The following is a 21,201-nucleotide window of genomic DNA, read 5'->3' as shown; positions in this document are numbered from 1 at the left end:
CTCCGTGACGAACCGCATCGCCGCATGGCGCAGAAGCGACGAGCGTCACATCGGACGGTCGGGCGACCTCCGGCTCGCGCCGGCAGGGGCGGGCGCGGCAGCCACGACCAAGTGCTTGCGGGCGAAGGCCAGCGTGCGGTGCAGCATCTCGGCCCGCTCCTTGGTGGTGCGCGCGTTCTGGGTGTTGATCTCGGCGACGACCTGGCCGCTGAAGCCGGTACGGACCAGATTCGCGCACACCTCGACGCACGGCTGGGTGCCCTCGCCGGGAACGAGATGCTCGTCGTGCGCGGCGCCCCGGCCGTCGGCCAAGTGCAGATGAGCAAGACCCGAGCCCATCCGCGCAGCCAGCGCCAAGGGATCGACTCCGGCGGTGGCGGTGTGCGACAGGTCCAGCGTGTAGTGGCGGAAGCCGGTATCGGTCGGGTCGTAGGAGGGGCTGAACGCGGTGACCGCGGGGCCGGGACCGCCACGGCGCTCCAGCCGTTTCACCGCGCCTTCGCGTCGGCCGAACAGCGTGTCGGCCCGCATCGGGAACATGTTCTCCACCGCCACGATCACCGGGCTGTTCTCCTCCAGCTCGGCCACCTGCGCGGCGAACCCCGCCGCGTAGCGGCGCTGCCAGCGGAACGGCGGATGCACGACCACAGTGCTCGCGCCCAGCGCCTCGGCGGTGTGCACACTGCGCTCCAGTTTGGCCACCGGGTCCGACCCCCACACGCGTTGCGAGATCAACAGGCACGGCGCGTGCAACGCGAGCACCGGAACGTCGTACTTGCGCGAGTAGGCCTGCACGGTGGCGATGCTCTGGCTGGCGGGCTCGGCCCACACCATCAGCTCGACGCCGTCGTAGCCCAGCTCGGCGGCGTACCGGAACGCGGCCTCCGTGTTCTGCGGGTACACCGAGGCGGTCGAGAGCCCCACACGGATCGGGCGCGTCCGGGCCGCGCCCTCGTCGGCCCCCGGCGGTCCGGCGCCTGCGCGCGACCCCACCCCGGTCTCGTTCGCTTGTCCGATATTCGCCACAACTGCTCCCTGCTCAGTTCGTACTGAGAAGAAAGGCCAGTGGCCCCAGCGTGACGAAGATGCCCACGACGACGGCGATCACCGTGCTGAGGATGTCGTCGGTCCTGCGCAGAATCCGCACGAGGGCCACCAGGCCGAGAATCACGATCATCGCCAGCGCCAGCGCCACCCAGGGAAGCATCTCCCACATGCGTTCGAAGCCCTTGAACAGCAACATGCCCGCGACGGCGGCGCCGGTGCTCTGACCGCCGAGGATCATCCACTGGCGCCGGTTGTCGTCGTCCTCCGTCTTCTTGGCGGTCCGGGACCGCCGCGACGCCGCCCGGGTGGCGGCGCGAGGTTCGTCGGGGAGATCGTCCTCGTCGTCCTCGTCCAGCTCGATCGGCTCGTAGACGTCGGTGACGCCGTCCATTTCCGCTACGTCGACGGCGGCGCGCCCACCGCGCCCGCGCCGTCGCGCCGCCCCGCGCTCGGCCCGGTCGACGCCATCGCGCAACAGGTCACCCGCGACCGTCTGGCCGGAGAGCAGCTGCTGGTCCTGGCTGGCCAGCGACCACGCGGCGGTCGGAAGGCCGCCGGATTCCGGCGCGGGATCGGGCTGTGGTTTATGCCGCCGCGCGGACCAGGCCGGGAGACCGTTCTCGCCGACGCCCTCGCGGCGGGCCGGTCGGCGATGTCCCTCCGGCTGTGGGTCCGGCGGAGCGGGCCTGCCCGGCTTCGGTCGCGGGTCGGGTGGCGGCGGGAGCGGCAGCGGTTCCGATTCCGGGGCGAAGCCGCCGGTGGACGGTGACCAAGCCGCGGTGGACGGGCCGAGATCCTCGGCCGCTTCCGCCGCCTCCGCCGCTCTGCGCCTGGCCGCGCGACCGCCTCCAGCGCCGTTGCGCTCGGGAAGGGGCGAGCGGCCGAACGCGGGCTCGTCGAACTCCGCGTGGCTGTTGCGCCCCGGTTCGCCGAAACCGCGATCGGGCAGCGCGCCGCCGCCGAACGGCTCGGGTGAGACATCGTGCCACGAGCGGACCTCGGTGGCCTGCTCGTCGGGTTCCTCCCGCCTGCGCCTGCGCCCCGAACGCGGAGGTGTCTCGGGCAGCGGGTCGGGCACGTACGGAACGGGGGCGGCCGAGAACAGGTCGGACACCGGGGTATCGGGCGACAGCGGATCGAACGACGTGCCGTGCCGCGCGGAAGGCATCTCCCGGCCTGGCATGACCCGGCTGGATCGCCCGGGCGGCGGATCGGGCTGCGGCGGGTCGGGCTGCGCGTAACCGGCCAGCGGGTCGTACATCGAGATCGGGCCCGATATGGGCGAATACGACGACAGGTCGGGCTGCGGGTCGGGCGAGTAGGACACCGGCTCCGGCGCGGGCGGATCGTACGAGGGCGGCGCGTAGGCCTGCTCGTCGGCGCCGGCATCGGGCGCCGCGTGCGCGGAGTGACCGCCGCCTTCCCGGATGACCGGCAGGTCGCCGGTGAGTTCGGCGACGGAGATGCCGCGCCCACTGCGGCGGCGTCTGCCACCACCGGAGGAGGCGCCGCTCTGCTGGCCGTTGCGCGCCAGCAGCTCCGCGACCGACAACTGTTTGGAGTCCTCACTCATGACGACACCGTCCCGATCGAGCCCGGCGCCGGGGCGCCGCTGCCGGACGCCGGTCGACCGTCTCCGGTCGCCGAGCCCGCTGAGTACGTTGCTTCGGGTCCACCATTCATATCGGTATCCAGTTTGCGCAGGATGAGCCCTTCACGCAGCGCCCACGGACAAATCTCCAAGGAATCCAGCGAAAGTGCCCGCATACTCGCCTCCGCGACCAACGCACCGGCCACCAATTGCTGTGACCGATCGGAACTTACGCCTTCCAATTCTGCACGGTCCGCCGCGGTCATCCGCGAGATGAACGCAATCAGCTGGCGCAGGCCCGAGCTCGTGAGTGTACGACGCACCCGCGGGCCTGCCGCCGAGGGCGCCGCTCCGGTCAGCCGGGCGAGGGACCGGAACGTCTTCGAAGTGCCGACGGCGAGATCGGGCTTACCCGGCTCGAGCAGCTTCTTCGCCGGTACCACCAGCTCGGCGTCGAGCCAGTCGCGCAGCACCGCCACCCGGCGCTTCCCGGGCGGATCCTCGCGCAGCCATTCCCTGGTCAACCGGCCCGCGCCCAGTTGTAAAGAGAGCGCGACGTCGGGTTCCTCGTCGCCGCCGTTGGTCATTTCCAGCGAGCCGCCGCCGATGTCAAGGTTGAGGATGCGCCCGGCGCTCCAGCCGTACCAGCGGCGCACCGCGAGAAAGGTCAGCCGGGCCTCGTCGACGCCGGTCAGCACCCGCAGGTCGACGCCGGTCTCCGCGCGCACGCGGCCGAGGACCTCGTCGGAGTTGGCCGCCTCCCGCAGCGCGGAGGTGGCGAACGGCATCAGCTGGACGCATCTGGAGGTCTCGGCGATGCTGGCGAATTCGGCCACGGTGTCGATCAGCCGCTGCGCGCCCGCTTCGGTGATGCACCCCGCGTCGTCGATGTTCTCCGCCAGCCGCAAGGCGGCTTTCGTCGAGCTCATCGGCAAGGGATGACCGCCACGGTGCGCGTCCACCACGAGCAGGTGAACGGTATTGCTTCCGACATCGAGTACCCCAAGCCGCACATGAACACGGTACTGGGTGATCCGGCACTACAACCCAGGCGACTGAACTGTTAGCGTCCTATTTCGTGACGGTAGGCGCATCCCCGAGCAGCCCGACCCGGCCCCGACCAGCGGGGAAGATCGACCCAGCCCCCGAAGTCGACCCCGACTTTCCCCGTGAGTGGATCGAGTTCGTAGATCCGGCAAACGACGAGCATCTGATCGTCGCCGACCTGACCTGGCTGCTGTCGAGGTGGACGTGCGTCTTCGGTACCCCGGCTTGTCAAGGGATCCTGTCCGACCGGCCGGACGACGGCTGCTGCTCGCACGGCGCGTTCCTCTCCGATGAAGACGACCGGAAGAGGCTGAGCCGCGCCGTGAAGATGCTCACACCGCAGGACTGGCAACTGCGGGAGGAGGCGACCAACGCGCAGGGCAAGATCACCAAGAGCGGCTATCTGGAACTCGACGAGCTGGACGACGAACCCGCGCTGCGCACGCGGCGGTTCGAGGGCGCGTGCATCTTCCTCAACCGTCCCGGCTTCGCCGGCGGAGTCGGCTGCGCCCTGCACACCATGGCGCTGCGGCGCGGTATCGAGCCGCTGGAGGTCAAGCCGGACGTGTGCTGGCAGCTGCCGATCCGCCGCACCCAGGACTGGGTGGACCGGCCCGACGGCGTGCAGATTCTCCGCACCGTGATCACCGAGTACGACCGCCGCGGATGGGGGCCGGGCGGGGCCGATCTGGACTGGTACTGCTCGGGCTCCCCCGACGCACATGTCGGCAGCAAGCCGGTGTGGCAGTCCTATGCTCCCGAGCTGACCGAGCTGATCGGCGCGCCCGCGTATGCCGAACTGGCCCGGCACTGCAAGCGCCGCGAGGGCTTGGGCTTGATCGCCGTCCACCCGGCGACGGTGCACGCCGACCGTATGCGCGATTGCGCGGATCCGTTCGCCTGAGGGTTTGCCGGTCGAGCGCTCGGTCGGGAGGCCGGGGCTGCCCGGTTCGGCGGGTGGTTCACCCCGTCGCCATGCGAGCTTTACCCGGATCGGGTTTGATGTGCCGTTATGTCCAAGAAACTTCTCACCGTGGCGACCATCGCCCTGGGCGCCGCCCTCTCGCTGACCGGAGTAGCCCACGCCGAGCCGAACGGCGATCCGCACAAGTTCTACGACTTCACCACGGAGTTCGTGGCGGCCACCGACCCGGCCGCGGTCAACGCCAAGGCCGCGGGCAAGCTCCTGATCGCGAGCCCGTACGGCACCTCGCACACCATCGCCTGCCGTGGCACCAACACCGCGGACCTCTACGACTGCATGCAGGAAGACGATCTGGGCTGGATCACCCTGCAGAAGACCGAGACGCCGCTCGGCACCACCTGGATCTACTTGCCGTAGCCGCCTCTCCGCGTCTTCAGGCCGTACTGGTCGGGAGCGCGAAATCCGCGTTCAGGTCCTGCGTTGGATGCCACGCACGTTCTGGGCGTCCCCGGCGAGTTACCCATGTGCTCACGAAATCAGTTGTTGCGTTTCGTGAGCACATGGGGCGTCGGCGTGGATCGAGGCCGGAACCGACCTCGCTTCGGGGGTTTACGCTTCGAGTTTGTAACCGAGGCCGCGCACGGTGACCAGGTGTTCCGGCTTGGCCGGGTCCGCCTCGATCTTCGAGCGCAACCGCTTGACGTGCACGTCCAGAGTCTTGGTGTCGCCGACGTAGTCGGCGCCCCACACGCGGTCGATCAGCTGACCGCGGGTGAGCACCCGCCCGGAGTTCCGCAGCAAGTATTCGAGCAGGTCGAACTCCTTGAGCGGCAAAGTGACCGGCTTGCCGTTCACCATCACGGTGTGCCGGTCGACGTCCATCCGGACCGGGCCTGCTTCCAGCACGCCGCTCTCGTTGGAGCCTTCCAGCTCGTCGCCCGCGCCGCGGCGCAGCACGGCCCGGATGCGCGCGATGAGCTCGCGCGCGGAATACGGCTTGGTGACGTAGTCGTCGGCGCCCAGTTCCAGGCCGACCACCTTGTCGATCTCGCTGTCGCGCGCGGTGACCATGATCACCGGGACGCCGCTGCGGGTGCGCAACTGCTTGCACACGTCGGTGCCGCTCATGCCGGGCAGCATGAGGTCGAGTAGGACGATGTCCGCGCCGGACCGGTCGAACTCGGCGAGCGCGGACGGCCCGTCACCCACCACGGTGACCTCGAAACCCTCCTTGCGCAGCAGGAACGCGAGCGGATCGGCCAGCGACTCCTCATCCTCGACGATCAGAACACTCGTCATCTGCGTGCCTCCACACCATTCGGTCGGCCCGGCCCGGTGGGACGCGGGCTTGTTTCTTTCATGCCCACCACGGCGCCGTCGTGGTCGTCGTCGGCGCCTGCTTCGTGGTGAGCGGGTATGCGCAAGGTGAACGTCGATCCGGTGCCCAACTTGCTCCACAGGGTGATTTCCCCGTTGTGGTTGGCGGCCACGTGTTTGACGATAGCCAGGCCTAGACCGGTGCCGCCGGTGGCGCGGGAACGCGCCTTGTCGGACCGGAAGAAGCGCTCGAACACGCGCTCCTGGTCTTCCTTGGCGATGCCGATGCCGCGGTCGGTGACCGCCATCGCCACGTGATCGCCGCGCAGCGAGCGGCTCACCGACACGTGGGAGCCGGCCGGTGAGTAGGCGATCGCGTTCTCCACCAGGTTGGACAGGGCGGTGACCAGCAGGGTTTCGTCGCCGAGCACCTCGAGTCCGCTCGGGCGGTCGGTGCTGACGGTGATCCCGGCGGCTTCGGCGGCGGTGCGGGAACGATCCACGGCTTGCATCACCACGGTGTCCACATCCACCACCTCGAGTTCGGGCAGTTTCTCCGCGCCTTGCAGGCGGGAGAGCGCGATGAGTTCGGTCACCATTTTGCCGAGGCGGCGCGATTCGCCGAGCACACGCTGACCGAAGTGTCGCACGGCCTCCGGGTCGTCGGCGGATTCCAGGAGAGCTTCGGCGAGCAGGCTCATCGCGCCGACCGGGGTCTTGAGCTCGTGACTGACGTTTGCGACGAAGTCGCGGCGGGTGGCCTCCATGCGGGCCTGCTCGGAATCGTCGTCGGCGAACAGCACGGTGAACGTGGTCTCCTCGCGCGAGAGCTGCCGGGCGACGCCGCGCACCGCGATGCGGCCGCGACCGGGGACCGGATTCTTCGCGGTCAGGTCGAACTCGGCGGATTCGCCGGTGGCGAGCACTTTCTCCACGGCGGCCCAGGCGCGCTCGTCGAGCAGGCGATTGCGGACCAGCCCGAGTTCCTCCGCGCGCGGATTGACCAGCACCACGTCGCGGTACTCGTCGACGACGGCGATCCCGCTCTCGGAAGCGAGCACGATGAGGTCGAGGACCTGGGACATGGTGAGACCGGACTCGGCCTGCCTGCGCGCGGCCTGCCTGGCATTCACATACGGGATCAATAGCCCGCCGACTGCCAGGCCGACGACAGCCGCCAAGATGGCCAGCAGCACGGCCTGGGGAACACTCACCCTTGAATCGTACGGTCGCCGACCGGTCGGCCAACGCGGGGTACACGAAGTTTCGCGCAGGTCATAGCCCCTTCCGGCCCCGTTAGCCGCATGTTTACGCACTGTTCGACATGGCGTACCCGCAGCGTATTCACCGACCGGTCAGTCTTCGTGGTCGTCGGCTCGGGCGAGCGCCTCGTTCACCGCGCGGCCGTGTTTGTCCACCCAGTCGCCGAGGGCGTAGATCGGGACGAGCAGGTCCGCGCCCGCGGCGGTCAGCTCGTACTCGACGCGCGGCGGCGCTTCGGCGTAGCGGCGCCTGCGTACCAGCGTCATCCGTTCCATCCGGCGCAGCGTCTGCGTCAGCATCTTCTGACTGATCCCCCCGATGGCCGTGCGGAGCTCACCGGGACGCATGGGTCCCTCGCGCAGCAGGTAGACGATCACCGGCAACCAGGAGTTGCCGAAGATGTCCACCCCCATCCGGGCCGGGCAGTCGGATTCGAAGTCGCCGTAGGGCGCGAATTCCACCCGTTCGGCGGTGATCGGTTCTGCGCTCACTGCTCCAGCTTGCCAGCGCCGTTGCGCACCCCAGGGTGCCTATCAGAGTTCCTAGCCTCGTCGCCGGAAACCTTTCGAGTCAGGAGTTCGGATGCGAATCGGAATCATCGGCGCGGGCGCGATGGCGCGGGCGCTCGGCGGCGGCTGGCGCGCGGCGGGTCACGAGGTGCTGGTCGGCGCCCGGAACGCCGGAGCCGCCGCGGAACTGGCGGCCGCCATCGGCGCACGGCCCGGAACGATCGGCGACGCCGCGGTTTTCGGAGATGTGGTGCTGCTCGCGTTACCGGTCCCCGCGTTGCCAGAAGTGCTGCGCGCCGTCGGGGAGCTGTTGACCGGCCGCACGGTGATCGACTGCACCAACGCCTTCGCCCCGGACGCCGCGGCGCCCGAGGGAGTCACCGCGTTCGTGCTCACCGAGGACGCTGTCGCCGAACGGATCGCGGCGCAGGCGCCGGGGGCGAAGGTGGTGAAAGCGTTCAATCTCTGTGCCGCCGAGGTATGGCAGGCGGCGGCGCGCGTCTTCGACGAGCGCCGCTTGGCGGTGCCGCTCTGCGGCGACGACGCGGCCGCGGTGCGAGCGGTCGCGACGCTGGCCGAAGACCTCGGCGCACAACCATTTCCGGCGGGCGGGCTGCACCGGGCGCGGTACCTGGAGGCAACGTCGGTATTCGCCGTCGGCCTCTGGTTCGCCGGGCACGACGTCCGAGCGATGTTTCCGCCCTTGGCGGCCGCGTTCGCCGTCGCGGACTGACTGCCGGGCGCTCAGGCCGGATCGGCCGCGTCGAGGTCCGCGAGCTTACGCTCCAGCACCACCCGCTCGCGCTGATTGCCGCACAGGCCGAGGGCGCGCTCCAGTTCGGTGCGCGCCTCCTGCGTGCGTCCCAGTCGGACGAGCAGTTCGCCGCGGACGCTCGGTAGCAGGTGCGACCGCGCGAGCGCCTCGGTGGCCGCCAGCTCGTCCACGATCCGCAACGCCGCGGCCGGTCCCTGCGCCATGGCGACCGCCACCGCCCGGTTGAGGTCGACCACCGGCGACGGCGCGAGGCGGCCGAGCGCCTCGTAGACGAGCACGATGCGCTCCCAGTTCGTCTCCTCGACCGACGGGGCTACGGCATGGCATTCGGCGATCGCCGCCTGCAAGCCGTAGGCGCCCAGCCCCCGGCCCGCCTGCTCGGCGCGGGCCAGCGCCGCCCGGCCCCGGCCGATCGCCGCGCGGTCCCAGCGGCGGCGGTCCTGGTCTTCCAGCAGCACCGGCTCGCCGTCCGGCCCGGTACGGGCGGGGAAACGCGCCGCGGTGAGCTCGAGCAGCGCCAGCAGGCCGTGTACCTCGGGCTCCTCCGGCATCAGCCGGGCCAGCACCCGGGCCAGGCGCAACGCCCCGCTGGCGAGGTCGAGCCGGATCAGATCCGCACCGGAGCTGGCCGAGGACCCCTCGGTGAAGATCAGGTAGACGACACTGAGCACCGAGCCGAGACGCTCGGCCCGTTCGTCGGCCGGAGGCACGGCGAACGGCACCCGAGCCGCCGCGAGGGTCTTCTTGGCGCGCGTGATCCGAGCCTGCACGGTGGCGGCCGGAACGAGGAACGCCTTGGCGATCTCGTCGCTGGTCAGACCGCCGACCACCCGCAAGGTGAGCGCCACCCGCGCCTCCCGCGACAGCACGGGATGACAGGAGACGAACATCAGCGCGAGCAGGTCGTCATCGATGCGGTCCGGATCCCACAGCACGTCCTGGGCGTCCCGGACGGGATCGACCGCTGCGCCACCCGAGACGGCGCCGCCCTCGCCCAGGTCCCGGGCGAAGGCGGCGTATCTCTCATCGAGGGCCGAGCGCCGGCGGAACGCGTCGATCGCGCGGCGGCGGCCGACGGTGAGCAACCACCCGGCGGGATTGCGCGGCACCCCCTCCCGCGGCCACGTCACCAGCGCTTCGGCCAGCGCCTCCTGCGCCAGGTCCTCGGCCAGCGCGAAGTCGCCGGTGTAGCGGGCGAGCGCGCCGACGATCCGGGCCGACTCGATCCGCCAGACCGCGGCGACGGCCTCACGGCCGGTGTGGTCGCCCATCGCCCCTCGATCCGCTCAGAGCTGACCGGTGGCCTCGCGCCACGCCCGCTCCTTCTGGACCCACACATTGTCCTGCGGGAACTCGTCGATCGTGGGAACCCGGCGGATCTCGGTCTTGAAGCCGGGGCCGCTGATCGGCATCCGCTTGGCCCACTCGATCGCCTCTTCCTTCGACGCCACGTTGAGCAGGTAGAACCCGCCGAACAACTCCTTCGTCTCGCCGTACGGGCCGTCGGTGACGACGGGGGTCTCGGCGGAGTAGTCGACGACCACGCCCTCGGCGGCGTCCTCCAACCCCTCCGCCGCGAGCAGCACGCCCGCCCGGATCAGCTCGTCGTTGAATTTGCCCATGGTGTCGAGCATCTGGTCGAAGTCGGTGTTCACCATCGTGGCGTAGGCCTCATCGGTGGCGCGCATGATCAGCATGAACTTCATCGTTGTCTCCCTCTGGCTGTCCGGGTCCCTGACCGGACCCTCTCACCCATAGGTCGAACGGGAGATCCAGACGATCGACACACACGCGGAAATTTTTTCCGGCCTGTTTCCACAGACCCGGTCGGAGCGTGCACCCTCACCCATACCCCGCGGCGTCAACCTTGATGCGCGAGGGCGCACGCCCCGGTCTACCAGCCCGGATTTCCCCGAACCGGGATGTTGACGAAGCTCGGACGAGCGGGATCCAGCTCCAGATGCTGCGGCCGCAGGCCGGTGTCGATCAGCATCGGCAGAATCGGCAGGCCCTTGGGGAAGTTGCCCGCGTACACGTCGACGCGCAGGCGATGGCCCGGCTGCAGGAGCGCCTCGGTGGCGGGCAGCGCGATGTCCAGCGTGGTCACTTCGCCCGGGACCGTCGGCTGCCGCTGGTCGAGCGAGGTGTACGGCCGCGGGTCGGTGTAGTCGCCGTTGGCCGACTTGCTGCTGTTGGCCTCGTCGATCGCGCGCAGGGAGGCCATGAGTTGTCCCGAGGACAGCACGCTGGACTGCCCGTCCGGCGCGACGTCGTTCACGGTGACCACCCAGTAGCCGTCGGCCGCGTCCTGGACAGTGTTCAGCCGCACCGCGATCCGCCCGGAGATCGAGGTCGGCTCGGCGACCGGGGCGCTGGTGAAGGTCAGCCCGTTGAGTTCCTCGACCCTGGAGTCCTTCGCGCAACCGTCGATGACCGACAGCACACCGGCGGTGCCCTGAGCCGCGTCGTTGGAGCACAGGCTGGTCAGGCCGGGGGCGACGGTCAGGCGGGCGGGCTCGCCGCTGCCCTCGGGGCTGAGCGAACCGTCGTAGACGCTCGCGGCGGTGCCGCTGGGCGCGGCCGACAGATACATCCTGCGGTGCACCGCCTGTGCCGGATCCGCCGTAGCGGTCGGCGCGGCGAAGGAGTCGGTGGTGATCCAGCCGCCGCCCTGCTGGCGCAGAGTGATCGGGCCGTATTGATCGATGCCGTTGTCGACGTCCTTGAGCCACTTGTCGAACCACGCGCGCTGTAGCACGTCCAGCCGCGGCGGCAGGCCCGGTTCGCCGTACTCGTTGCCCGAGTTGAGGTGGTAGGTGTTGCCCATCAGCAACTGCTTCTGGCCCGGCGGCAGCGGAATCTCGTTGTAGATCTTCGATTCCGAATAGGTGAACAGGTCGTGCCAGCCGCCGGTGACGAAGGTCGGCGTCCGGATCCCGCCCGGATCACCGAGCCAGTCCTGCCGCGGTGCGGAGCCGTCGGTCAGCAGTTCCTTGGCGCGCGGGTCGAGGTCCTCCAGCCGCGCGGTGGTGTAGACGTTCAGGAGGACGTCCATGAACGTCAACGGGTCGCGGGCGCGGTCGGCCAGCCATGTGGTGTCCAGTCGACCGTTGAGCACCGAGGCCAGGTCGGGGATCAGCTTGAGACCGTTGATCGCGGTCAGCCACAGCGGGATGAAGTTGAAACCGAAGCCGCCGCCCGGCGCGAGCACGTCGTTGACCAGGTCGCTGCCCGGCACGACCGGGAAGATCGCCTGGAGGGCGGGCGGCCGCTGTTCGGCGGCCTGCACCTGGTTGATCCCGGAGTAGGAGATGCCGTTCATGCCGACGCGACCGTTGGACCACGGCTGCCGGGAGGCCCAGTCGATCACCTCGACGGTGTCCTGCTGTTCGCGTCCGCGCAGCATGTCCCAGACACCCTGGGAGAAACCGGTGCCGCGCACGTCGACGACCACCTGCGTGTAGCCGCTCTTGATCAGCTGCCGGTCGACGGTGAAGTTGCGCAGTTCGCCGCCGCCGAACGCCTTCGTCAGATCGGTGACGCCGGACAGCGGGGTGCCGCTCATGTCGATCTGCCGGAAGAACTCGATCAGCGCGTCGGACAGGCCGGGGATCGACTGCGCGTGATCGGCCAGGTTCGAGACCAGCTTGGTGTACGGCGTGAGGTTGACGATCGTCGGCGTGGGCGCGTCGACAGGGCGGCCGGAGGCGTCGGCGGGGCGGTAGACATTGCCCTTCAGGACGGTCCCGTCACTCATCGTGATGGGGACGTCCCATTGGATGTAGATGTTCGGGTACTGCTGAGGGCCGTCCTGGGTGGCCGCCCAGGACGCTCCCGCGGCGCCGCCGTCCGGACCGGTGGGCGGCGCGACGGCATCCGCGCCGCCGGCGAGGAAGGGAACGAGCATCGTGACGGCAACTGCCGCCACCGTGGCCCGCAACGCGTGCTTCATCGGACGTGATCCACCTCTCGGCTGGTCGAACGGACCAGAGTGTACCTATCTACTTGCCGGTAAAAACAGTGGGTAACTTAATTCGGCGCGGCCGCGTCGCAGGTCGATGTCATCCCCCCGGCGTGTCGCCCGGCAACGCTGTCGCCCGCGGGAAAACGACAACGCGCCGCCACCCCGGCGGGTGACGGCGCGTTGCGGATTCGCGCTGTGCGGGCTATTTGCCGCCCTGCCCGGCGACGGCGGCGGCTCCCGCGGCGGCCGCCTCGGGATCCAGGTACTCGTGCGGACGCACCGGGCGAAGGTTCTCGTCCAGCTCGTAGCGCAGCGGGATGCCGGTGGGGATGTTCAGGCCGGCGATGTCGTCGTCGGAGATCCGATCGAGGTGCTTGACCAGCGCGCGCAGCGAGTTGCCGTGCGCGGCGACCAGCACGGTCTTGCCGGACAGCAGGTCCTTGGAAATGGTCGACTCCCAGTAGGGCACCATCCGGTTGACCACGTCCAGCAGGCATTCGGTCTTCGGGACCTCGATGCCCGCGTAGCGCGGGTCGCCTTCCTGGCTGTACTCGTTGGCCGGGTCGATCGGCGGCGGCGGGGTGTCGTAGCTGCGACGCCACAACATGAACTGCTCGTCGCCGTACTTCTCCCGGATCTGCGCCTTGTTCTTGCCCTGCAACTCGCCGTAGTGCCGCTCGTTGAGCCGCCAGTCCCGGATCACCGGAATCCAGTGCCGGTCGGCAGCGTCCAGCGCGATGTTCGCGGTGGAGATCGCGCGGCGCAGCAGCGAGGTGTAGACGACGTCCGGCAGGATGCCGTGCTCGGCCAGCAGTTCCCCGGCGCGCTTGCCCTCGGCGATGCCCTTGTCGGTCAGGTGCACGTCCACCCAGCCGGTGAACAGGTTCATGGCATTCCATTCGCTCTCGCCGTGGCGCAGCAGCACGAGGGTGCACGTCATGCGGTCATCCTCCCATGCGCGCTCGACCGGGTCGCATCGGTTCCCGCCACCTCGCCCCGGCCTGCGCGGGAAAGCGCGAAGTCAGACGGGTTCGCCGACGGCGAGCACCCCCGCGCCCGCCAGGGTGGCGCCGTGGGTGATTTCGGAGAGCTCCACTCGCAGCCCGCGCAGGAACTTCAGCCCGGCGTGCGCGTCCAGCGCGGCACGCAGCGGATCCCACAGCGGCGCACCGGATTGCGCGAAACCGCCGCCGATGACCACCCGGTCGACGTCCAGCAGAGCCGCGGCCGAGGCGATGGCCGCGCCGAGCGCGGTGCCCGCCCGGCGCAGTGCGGCGACGGCGAGTTCGTCGCCCGCGTGCGCGTCCGCGGCCAGTCGCGCGCCCGTGGTGCCGGACCAGCCCTGCTCGCGCGCCCAGCGCACCGACGACATGCCGCTCGCGACCGCTTCGACGCAACCCCGGCCACCGCACCCGCAGGGCGTGTCCCAGCCGGGCACGACGATGTGGCCCACGTGCCCGGCATTACCGGTGCGCCCGAGCAGTACCTTCCCGTCCGCGACGATCCCGCCGCCGATCCCCGACGACACCGTCATGGCCAGCGCGTCCGGCACCCCGCGCAGCGCGCCGAGGCGATGTTCGGCCAGCGCGAGGCAGGCGCCGTCGATGGCGAAACGAATCGCGGCGGCGGGAAACAGCTCCTGCACGGCGGCGACCACCGGGAAGCCCGCTTTCCACTCCGGAATGTTCAACGGACCCGTGACGCCGGTCCGCACGTCCACCGGTCCCGCCGCACCGATCCCCACCGCTGCGACGGATTCCCCACCGGCCACCGCCAGCAGCAACTCACGACAGGTGTCCCATACACGGGCGGCCGGCACGTCCACCCTGCGCACGTCGCGCACTTCGGCGCCGGGGCCTACCACCCCGGCCGCGAACTTCGTCGCGCCGATGTCCAGAGCGAGAATCGCCAACGCCGTATCCCTCCGCCGATCCGAACGCCTGCGATTGTCACCCGGCGGGCCAGGTCCGGCGACCGGCTACGGCTTGTCGGCGGAGTCCACCAAGTGCTCGAATGCGCGCAGGTTCTGCAGCGACTCCCCGCGCGAGACGCGCCACTTCCATTCCCGTCGAATGGATTCCGCGAAGCCGAGTTCCAGCAGCACGTTGAAGTCGGCGTCGACGGCCTCGAGAATCTGCCCGAACACGCGGTCCAGTTCGTCGGCGGTGACGGCGTGCGCGGACATGCGGCCGACCAGGTAGATGTCGCCCACCCGGTCGAGGGTGTAGGCGACGGCGTAGAGCCTGCGGTTGCGGCGCAGCAGGAACTTGTAGACGCCCTCGGAGTTCTCGTCCGGCTTGCGGCAGACGAACGCCTCGAACCGCACGCCGTGCTTGCCCACCGTGACCATCACCGTGGTCTTCAGCTTGCGCTCGCCGGGCAGGACGACGACGAACGTCTCCTCCCCCGGCCGGGTGTACTCGATCTCTCTTTCGCGCAGCGTCTGGTCGATGAGCTGCGCGGTCACCTGTATCTCGTTCACCGGCGTACTCCCATCCGGCGCCGCCACAGCGCCCGCGATCTGGACTGGCTGGTCTCACCGAGCAGGGCGGCGGTCCGTTCACCGGCCGGGCCGGTGGCGACCCGGTCGTAGGCATCGTCGCGTACCACGCTGTGCGCGAGCCCCCGGCCACCGAGCCCGGCCCGCTCGTCCCGGAAACCGGCCAGAGCCGCGGCGTAACTGGCGAGCAGCCCGTCGGCGGTGTGCGCCCAGGAGAAATTGGCCGCGTGCGTGACGGCCTGCTCGCTCATCCGCTGCAGCCGGTCGGGGTCGTCCAGCAGGTGGCGCAGCGCGTTCGCCCAGTCCGCGGTGCGATGTCCCGGGACGAGCAGGCCGGACACCTCGTGCCGCACGGCCGTACCCAGGCCGCCCACCTCGGCGGCCAGCACCGGAGTACCGCTGGCCTGCGCTTCGATCGCGACCAAGCCGAAGGACTCGTTGTAGCTCGGCACCGCAACCAGGTCGGCCGCGCGATAGATCCGCACCAGTTGCTGCGGCGGCTGCGGGGGCAGGAAGCTGACCCGTTCGGCGATGCCCAGCTCGGCGGCCAGATCGATCAGCGCGTGGGGCCGCTCCAGTCCGCTGCCGGACGGACCGCCCACGATCAGCACGCGCAGCTTGCGTTCCGGGTCGGCGCGCAGCACCTCGGCCGCGGCGCGCACCAGCACATCGGGCGCCTTCAACGGCTGGATGCGGCCGACGAACGCGACGATCTGCTCGTCGGCGGCCAGTCCGAACTCGGCGCGGGCGGCGGCCTTGTCGCCGGGGTGATAGCGGGTCAGATCGGCGCCGGGCGGGACGATGTCGATGCGCTCGGGATCGGCGCCGTACAGCTCGACCAGCTGACGGGCCTCTTCGGCGGTGTTGGCGACCAGCCGATCGGATTCCGCGATCACCTGCTTCTCGCCGATCTCGCGGGTCGCGGGCTCGGGACAGTCTCCTTCGGCCAGCGCGGCGTTCTTCACCGCCGCCAGCGTGTGCGCGGTGTGCACCAGCGGCACCCGCCAGCGGTCCCTGGTCAGCCAGCCGACCTGGCCGGACAGCCAGTAGTGCGAGTGCACCAGGTCGTAGTGACCGGGCAGATGCCTGGCTTCCTGCCGCAGCACCTCGGCGGTGAAGGGGCACAGCTGGGTGGGCAGATCGTGCTTGTCCAGCCCCTCGAACGGGCCCGCCACCACGTTGCGCACCAGCACGCCGGGTGCGGCCTCTTGGACGGGTGGGACGTTGGACGCCGTGGCCCGGGTGAAGATCTCCACCTCGGTGCCGCGCCGGGCCAGTTCGACGGCCGTCTGCAGGACATAGACGTTCATGCCGCCCGCGTCTCCGGTGCCCGGCTGAGCGAGTGGTGAGGTGTGCACCGATAACACGGCGATACGGTTCGGCCGTAGGCCCAGGCGCTGGCTCACACTATCCATAGTGCACGTTGCGTTCCCCGGCCCAGACACGCTATCCGCGGCAAGTGAGAGCTATCACAGGGCAGACATGAATCCGATCACAGGCTCTCGGCGAACGCACCGACCTCGGCGACGAACCGCGAGCGGTCTTCGATGAACAGCCCGTGCTGGGCGCCTTCCCAGAACGACGCGCGCGCGTCCGGGGCGGCCTCGACGATGTAGCGGCCGTTCTCGATCGGCACCACCCGGTCGGCCGTCCCGTGCAGCACGAGCACCGGAACGTCCAGCGTGCGCAGCGTCTCGGTGTTGTCGACGGTTCGGTAGAACAGCGCTTTGCGCACCGCGGGCGGGGTGGCGAGGCTGGCCCCGAACAGGCGCTGGGCGTCCGGGCCCTTGTCCGTGCCCGGTCCGGTGTTGGCGTTGCCGAACGCGCCGAAGGCGCGCACCGCCCGTCCCGCGCTCTCCTCGAAGACGCCGGGAATGGCCTCGCGCATCATGTCGCCGGTCGCCGCACCCGGCACGCCGGGACCGATGTTCGCCATCGAGCCGGTGTAGACGACGCCCGCGACGGCCTCCGTGCCGTAGGCGGTCAGGTAGTCCGACAGCACGATCCCGCCGTAGGACCACCCCAGCAGCACCGCGCCGGACGCGATGCTCTCGGCCGCCAGCACCGCCGCGACGTCGGCCGCCCAGTTCTTCGGATCGTCGTAGCCCGCCGCGGGCGCGTCGGAGTAGCCGTGGCCGCGCAAGTCGACGGCGATCACCCGGAAACGCGCCGCGAGGTCGTCCGCGGCCGCGCCCCAGCAGCGCAGATTCGCCGACCAACCGTGCAGCAACACCAGCGGCCTGCCGTGCGCCGGACCGCTCACCCGATAGACGATGTTCGTTCCGTCCGCACTCACCACGTCCCGAATAGCCATGCCCCGAGGCTAACCGCGCGCGGCGACCGGGCCGCACCCGGCAAACGTCGCGCACCTAGGATCTCTGGACATGAGCACTCGCACCGCCGTCGTCACCGGAGCCAGCTCGGGAATCGGGGAGGCCACTGCCCGCGAGCTGGCGAAGCAGGGCTATCACGTCTACGTCGGTGCGCGCAGGCTCGATCGTCTGCGCCGCCTCGCCGACGAGATCGGCGGCACCGCAGTCGAACTCGACGTCACCTCGGACGAATCGGTGCGCGCGTTCGGCGAAGCGGTCGAGCGCGTCGACGTGCTGGTCAACAACGCGGGCGGCGCCAAGGGGCTGGCTCCGGTGGCCGAGGCCGACCTGGACGACTGGCGCTGGATGTGGGAGACCAACGTGCTCGGCACGCTGCGTGTCACCAAGGCCCTGCTGCCGAAGCTGATCGCCTCCGGCGACGGGTTGATCGTCACCGTCACGTCGGTGGCCGCGTTCACCGCCTACGACAACGGTTCCGGATACACCTCCGCCAAGCACGCGCAGGCCGTGCTGCACCGCACGCTGCGCGGAGAACTGCTCGGGCAGCCGGTGCGACTGACCGAGATCGCTCCCGGCGCGGTGGAAACCGAGTTCTCGCTGGTGCGCTTCGGCGGCGACGCCGACCGGGCGGCCAAGGTGTACGAGGGCATCGACCCGCTGGTCGCCCAGGACATCGCGGAAGTCATCGGGTTCGTCGCGTCGCGGCCCGCGCACGTCAACCTGGACCAGATCATCATCAAGCCGCGGGACCAGGCGGACGCGGGCCGGTTCGCCCGCCGTCCATAGCGCGAGCGGACGATCCGGCCGGTTCCGTCGACCCGGCCGCGAATTGCCGGGACGTCGCTGTTCGCCCTGAGCCGTTAGCATCCGTGCAGCCGCAAGGTAAGGACATCGGATGGGAGTGATTCGGCTCATGTTCAAGGGCTTCAAAGAGTTCCTGATGCGCGGGAACGTCATCGACCTCGCGGTCGCCGTCGTGATGGGCACCGCGTTCACCTCCGTGGTGACCTCGGTGACGAAAGGCGTCGTCAATCCGCTGCTCGCGGTCTTCGGCAGCACCAACCAACTCGGCCTCGGCGTGCAGCTGATCCCCTCCAAGCCCGCCACCTTCATCGCCATCGGCCCGATCATCACCGCCGCCATCGATTTCGTCATGGTCGCCGCGGTGCTGTATTTCGTGCTGATCCTGCCCATGAAGACGATCAAGAACCGCTTCGGCACCCCGAAGGCCGCCGAGCCCACCCAGATCGAGCTGCTGACCGAGATCCGCGACCTGCTCGCCGAGCGGCACGACGCGATCCGCGCCGAACGCGCCGCCAACCGCGAAGTGGAAGCGGAGCATTCGGACGACCACGAGGTCGAATCCCAGAATGTGAAGGTCCGCTAGAACCGGTCAGCGCGCTCCGGCCGGCTGCGGCGGCAAGGGCGTGGCGGAGACCACGGCCGACGGCGCGCCCTGCAACGCCGACATGGTCTTCCAGGTGCTCCAGTCGATGGTCCAGTCGTAGAGGTCGCCGTCGGCGGCCGACAGCGGAATCGATGTCCCGGTGACCTCGACCGGATCGCCGTACAAGGCCGTGGGGAAATACGCCTGGGCGTCACCGGGCGAGAGATTGATGCATCCGTTGGTGACGTTCGCCGATCCTTGCGCCGACAGTGATTCCGGGTTGGCGTGGATGAATTCGCCGTTGTTGGAGATCCGTACCGCCCAACGCTCGCGGACATTGGTGTAGTACGGCGGATTCGACATCATGAAATCCTCGTACTTCTCCGTGACCACGTGCACGCCGGAGCGGGTCACGTTGCGCGGTTCGTTGCCCTCGCCGTAACTGACCGCGAAGTCGAACACCACCTGCCCGTCGCGCACCACCTGCATGCGGTGGCTCGGCGCGCTCGCCTTGACGATCTGGCTGCGGCCGATGCGGAAATCCGTGGTCAGATCGGAATCGCCGTAATTGCCGCCGCCCAGGTCGAGTCCGTAGAGCCGGGCCGAGACGTGCACGCTCGTCCCCGGCGTCCAGTAGTTCTTCGGACGCCAGTGCAGCCGGGAGCCGCCGTCGTCCGGGAACCAGGCCCACGCGCCCTCGGTCGGCGGGTCGGTGGTGATGGTCAGTGCTTTCTCCACCGCCGCCTTGTTCGTGACGGAGGACTTGAACTGCAGGATGATCGGCGCCGCGATGCCGACTTCCTGATTGTCGCCGATATTCAGCGTCGCGGGGACGGTGCTCTTGGGCGCGAGGGTGCGGAACGAGCCGTCGATCGGGATCGCCTTGCCGTCGGTGCCGACGGCGGTACCCGACCAGGTGTAGGTGGCGCCGTAGCCGAGCGGCTCGGTGATGGTGAAGCGGCGCCGGTCCGGCGCGAGCTCGCCGCGAACCTGCTTGCCCGCGGCGTTGGTCAGGGCGACCTGATCGATGGCGCCGTCGCTGATCGTCACCGACACCGGCGCGGTCGGGTTGACGTTCGCGGCGTCGTCGGCTGGGTCCAACGTCGCTTTCGCGATCGGACCGGCGGCGGAACTCGGCTTGCCGGAGTCGCGGTCGATCGTGCACCCGGCCGCCAAGGCGACGACCACCAGCAGGACGGCCGCCACCACGGCAACCGATCGGCGGAGCATCGGGCGGTGGTTCACTTCGTCGAATCTACGCTCGGCGCGTGATCCATCCCGTCGTCGCAGCGTGTGGTGTCGGCCTCAGCGTCAGAGCGTGATGCCGACGGTGACCGGTTCCGGTTCCAGGCGGATCCCGAAACGCTCGGCGACGCCGTCGCGGACCGTCCGGGCCAGCGCCACCAGATCGGCCGCACTGGCGGCGCCCCGATTGGTCAGCGCCAGTGTGTGTTTCGTGGACAGCCGGGCGGGCGCCCCGTCGCCGGGGAACCCCTTGGCGAACCCGGCCCGCTCGATCAGCCAGCCCGCGGAGAACTTGACCCCGTCCGGCGCCGGGTAGGTGGGAACCGCGACGTCGCCGACGTGCGCGGCGATCATGGCGCGCACCTGCGCCTCCCGTTCCGGCGCGACCACCGGGTTGGTGAAGAACGATCCCGCGCTCCAGGTGTCGTGGTCGGCGGGATCGAGCACCATGCCTTTGCCCGCGCGCAACCGCAGCACCGCGTCCCTGACCTGCGCCGCGGGCCGGGACTCGCCGTCCGCGGCGCCCAGCGCCGAAGCCAGTTCGCCGTACCGCAGCGGCACGCTGGAACCATCACGGCGCAAGGCGAATTCGACCGCGAGCACCACGGCGTCGTCGCGATGCTTGAGCACGCTGGTGCGGTAACCGAACCCGAGTTCGCCCGGTTCCACCCAGCGGATCTCCCCGGCGGCGCGGTCCAGCAGGCGAACCCGGCGCAGCAGGTTCGCCACCTCCGCGCCGTAGGCTCCCACGTTCTGCACGGGCGTCGCACCGGCCGAGCCGGGAATCCCGGACAGGCACTCCAGTCCGCCGAGACCTGCGGCGACCGTCGCGCGCACCACGTCGTCCCAGTTCGCGCCGGCCTCGGCGAGCACGCCGCCGTCGCCGATCTCGACACCGGTGGTGGCGACCCGCACCACCACGCCGTCGAAGCCCTCGTCACCCACGAGCAGATTGGAGCCGCCCGCGAGCAGCAGTACCGGGACGCCCGCCGCGTCCAGCGCGCGCACCGTCGCGACCAGCGCCTCGGTTGTCGCGCATTCGGCGACCAGAGCGGGGCCGCCCACCCGCAAGGTGGTCAACTCCGAAAGCCGCACGTCGGCGCGCAGCCGCGCACCGGTACCGGCGAGGAGGTCCGACGGCACCACTCGTGAAGTTCGCACGGTGCTCAACGGTAGCGTGCGCCCTGACGACCGCACGCTCGCGTATTCCGCCTCGCGCAGCTCGCAGACTGCACTCCGGAAGCTCGAATTGCCCAGTTGTAGCGCCCGCTGACAGCTACTCGACGGCATATTTCCAC

21 protein-coding genes are annotated in these 21,201 nt (G+C 69.9%); 5 read left to right on the top strand and 16 right to left on the bottom strand.

The genetic code is table 11. From position 1 onward, the window contains the following. Positions 1-45: 45 nt before the first annotated feature. From GVY64_RS14610 to GVY64_RS14600, 3 genes are all read right to left on the bottom strand, one after another. Positions 46-924 (bottom strand): sugar phosphate isomerase/epimerase family protein, encoded by an 879-nt coding sequence (locus tag GVY64_RS14610; RefSeq protein WP_159841790.1) that lies wholly within the window; start codon positions 922-924, stop codon positions 46-48. A 115-nt stretch (positions 925-1,039) separates the two neighbouring features. Beyond that, complete coding sequence (locus GVY64_RS37250) at positions 1,040-2,620, bottom strand: hypothetical protein (protein ID WP_201298022.1); 1,581 nt, start codon at positions 2,618-2,620, stop codon at positions 1,040-1,042. Continuing rightward, entirely contained in the window at positions 2,617-3,651 is a 1,035-nt protein-coding gene (locus GVY64_RS14600; protein WP_159841600.1) for a Ppx/GppA phosphatase family protein, read from the bottom strand. Before GVY64_RS14600 ends, GVY64_RS37250 begins: the two co-directional genes overlap by 4 nt. Positions 3,652-3,716: 65 nt before the next feature. On the opposite strand from GVY64_RS14600, the gene GVY64_RS14595 reads away from it, so the two are divergent. Next, positions 3,717-4,589, top strand: a complete 873-nt coding sequence (locus GVY64_RS14595) for a hypothetical protein (protein WP_236566833.1) — start codon at positions 3,717-3,719, stop codon at positions 4,587-4,589. A gap of 108 nt (positions 4,590-4,697) precedes the next feature. Next, complete coding sequence (locus GVY64_RS14590; RefSeq protein ID WP_159841598.1) at positions 4,698-5,027, top strand: hypothetical protein; 330 nt, start codon at positions 4,698-4,700, stop codon at positions 5,025-5,027. A 192-nt stretch (positions 5,028-5,219) separates the two neighbouring features. On the opposite strand, the gene GVY64_RS14585 is transcribed toward GVY64_RS14590, so the two are convergent. From GVY64_RS14585 to GVY64_RS14575, 3 genes are all read right to left on the bottom strand, one after another. Further along, the gene (locus tag GVY64_RS14585) at positions 5,220-5,909 is read right to left on the bottom strand and encodes a response regulator transcription factor (protein WP_039802162.1); all 690 of its coding nucleotides are present in this window, start codon (positions 5,907-5,909) and stop codon (positions 5,220-5,222) included. Beyond that, positions 5,906-7,141 (bottom strand): sensor histidine kinase, encoded by a 1,236-nt coding sequence (locus GVY64_RS14580; RefSeq protein ID WP_159841596.1) that lies wholly within the window; start codon positions 7,139-7,141, stop codon positions 5,906-5,908. Before GVY64_RS14580 ends, GVY64_RS14585 begins: the two co-directional genes overlap by 4 nt. 141 nt (positions 7,142-7,282) lie before the next feature. Continuing rightward, complete coding sequence (locus GVY64_RS14575) at positions 7,283-7,681, bottom strand: winged helix-turn-helix transcriptional regulator (protein ID WP_159841594.1); 399 nt, start codon at positions 7,679-7,681, stop codon at positions 7,283-7,285. A gap of 91 nt (positions 7,682-7,772) precedes the next feature. Here GVY64_RS14575 and GVY64_RS14570 point away from each other — a divergent pair, with 91 nt between their 5' ends. Then, positions 7,773-8,432 (top strand): NAD(P)-binding domain-containing protein, encoded by a 660-nt coding sequence (locus GVY64_RS14570; RefSeq protein ID WP_159841592.1) that lies wholly within the window; start codon positions 7,773-7,775, stop codon positions 8,430-8,432. 11 nt (positions 8,433-8,443) lie between these two features. Here GVY64_RS14570 and GVY64_RS14565 read toward each other — a convergent pair whose 3' ends face one another. The 8 genes from GVY64_RS14565 to GVY64_RS14530 all read right to left on the bottom strand — a co-directional run bounded on the left by GVY64_RS14565 (position 8,444) and on the right by GVY64_RS14530 (position 17,252). After that, on the bottom strand, positions 8,444-9,745 hold the full coding sequence (locus tag GVY64_RS14565) for an RNA polymerase sigma factor (RefSeq protein ID WP_159841590.1): 1,302 nt from the start codon (positions 9,743-9,745) through the stop codon (positions 8,444-8,446). A gap of 15 nt (positions 9,746-9,760) precedes the next feature. Continuing rightward, the gene (locus GVY64_RS14560) at positions 9,761-10,180 is read right to left on the bottom strand and encodes a YciI family protein (RefSeq protein ID WP_159841588.1); all 420 of its coding nucleotides are present in this window, start codon (positions 10,178-10,180) and stop codon (positions 9,761-9,763) included. A gap of 188 nt (positions 10,181-10,368) precedes the next feature. After that, positions 10,369-12,426: a CocE/NonD family hydrolase gene (locus tag GVY64_RS14555; protein ID WP_159841586.1), complete on the bottom strand. Its 2,058-nt coding sequence runs from the start codon at positions 12,424-12,426 to the stop codon at positions 10,369-10,371. A 214-nt stretch (positions 12,427-12,640) separates the two neighbouring features. Further along, complete coding sequence (locus tag GVY64_RS14550) at positions 12,641-13,378, bottom strand: phosphoglyceromutase (protein WP_159841584.1); 738 nt, start codon at positions 13,376-13,378, stop codon at positions 12,641-12,643. 81 nt (positions 13,379-13,459) lie between these two features. Continuing rightward, a complete protein-coding gene (locus GVY64_RS14545; RefSeq protein WP_159841582.1) occupies positions 13,460-14,350 on the bottom strand; it encodes an ROK family protein in 891 nt (296 codons plus the stop codon). A gap of 66 nt (positions 14,351-14,416) precedes the next feature. Then, a complete protein-coding gene (locus GVY64_RS14540) occupies positions 14,417-14,920 on the bottom strand; it encodes a YbjN domain-containing protein (protein ID WP_442939584.1) in 504 nt (167 codons plus the stop codon). After that, positions 14,917-16,353, bottom strand: coding sequence for a D-inositol-3-phosphate glycosyltransferase (gene mshA / locus GVY64_RS14535; protein WP_159841580.1), 1,437 nt, complete (start codon positions 16,351-16,353; stop codon positions 14,917-14,919). The genes GVY64_RS14540 and mshA overlap by 4 nt, the downstream gene beginning before the upstream one ends. 77 nt (positions 16,354-16,430) lie before the next feature. Further along, entirely contained in the window at positions 16,431-17,252 is an 822-nt protein-coding gene (locus GVY64_RS14530) for an alpha/beta fold hydrolase (RefSeq protein WP_159841578.1), read from the bottom strand. Positions 17,253-17,322: 70 nt separating this feature from the next. On the opposite strand from GVY64_RS14530, the gene GVY64_RS14525 reads away from it, so the two are divergent. After that, positions 17,323-18,057 (top strand): SDR family NAD(P)-dependent oxidoreductase, encoded by a 735-nt coding sequence (locus tag GVY64_RS14525; RefSeq protein ID WP_159841576.1) that lies wholly within the window; start codon positions 17,323-17,325, stop codon positions 18,055-18,057. 127 nt (positions 18,058-18,184) lie between these two features. Beyond that, positions 18,185-18,658, top strand: coding sequence for a large conductance mechanosensitive channel protein MscL (gene mscL, locus GVY64_RS14520; RefSeq protein ID WP_159841784.1), 474 nt, complete (start codon positions 18,185-18,187; stop codon positions 18,656-18,658). Between the two features lie 6 nt (positions 18,659-18,664). Here the strand turns inward: mscL and GVY64_RS14515 are convergent, their stop codons facing one another. Beyond that, a complete protein-coding gene (locus GVY64_RS14515) occupies positions 18,665-19,888 on the bottom strand; it encodes a L,D-transpeptidase (protein WP_159841782.1) in 1,224 nt (407 codons plus the stop codon). An 81-nt stretch (positions 19,889-19,969) separates the two neighbouring features. Next, positions 19,970-21,064, bottom strand: coding sequence for a UDP-N-acetylmuramate dehydrogenase (locus GVY64_RS14510; RefSeq protein WP_442939583.1), 1,095 nt, complete (start codon positions 21,062-21,064; stop codon positions 19,970-19,972). Positions 21,065-21,201: the final 137 nt, after the last annotated feature.

It is taken from the genome of Nocardia sp. CY41 (assembly GCF_009829325.1).
Taxonomy (GTDB): Bacteria; Actinomycetota; Actinomycetes; order Mycobacteriales; family Mycobacteriaceae; genus Nocardia.
This window is presented reverse-complemented; position numbering and strand designations above follow the sequence as displayed.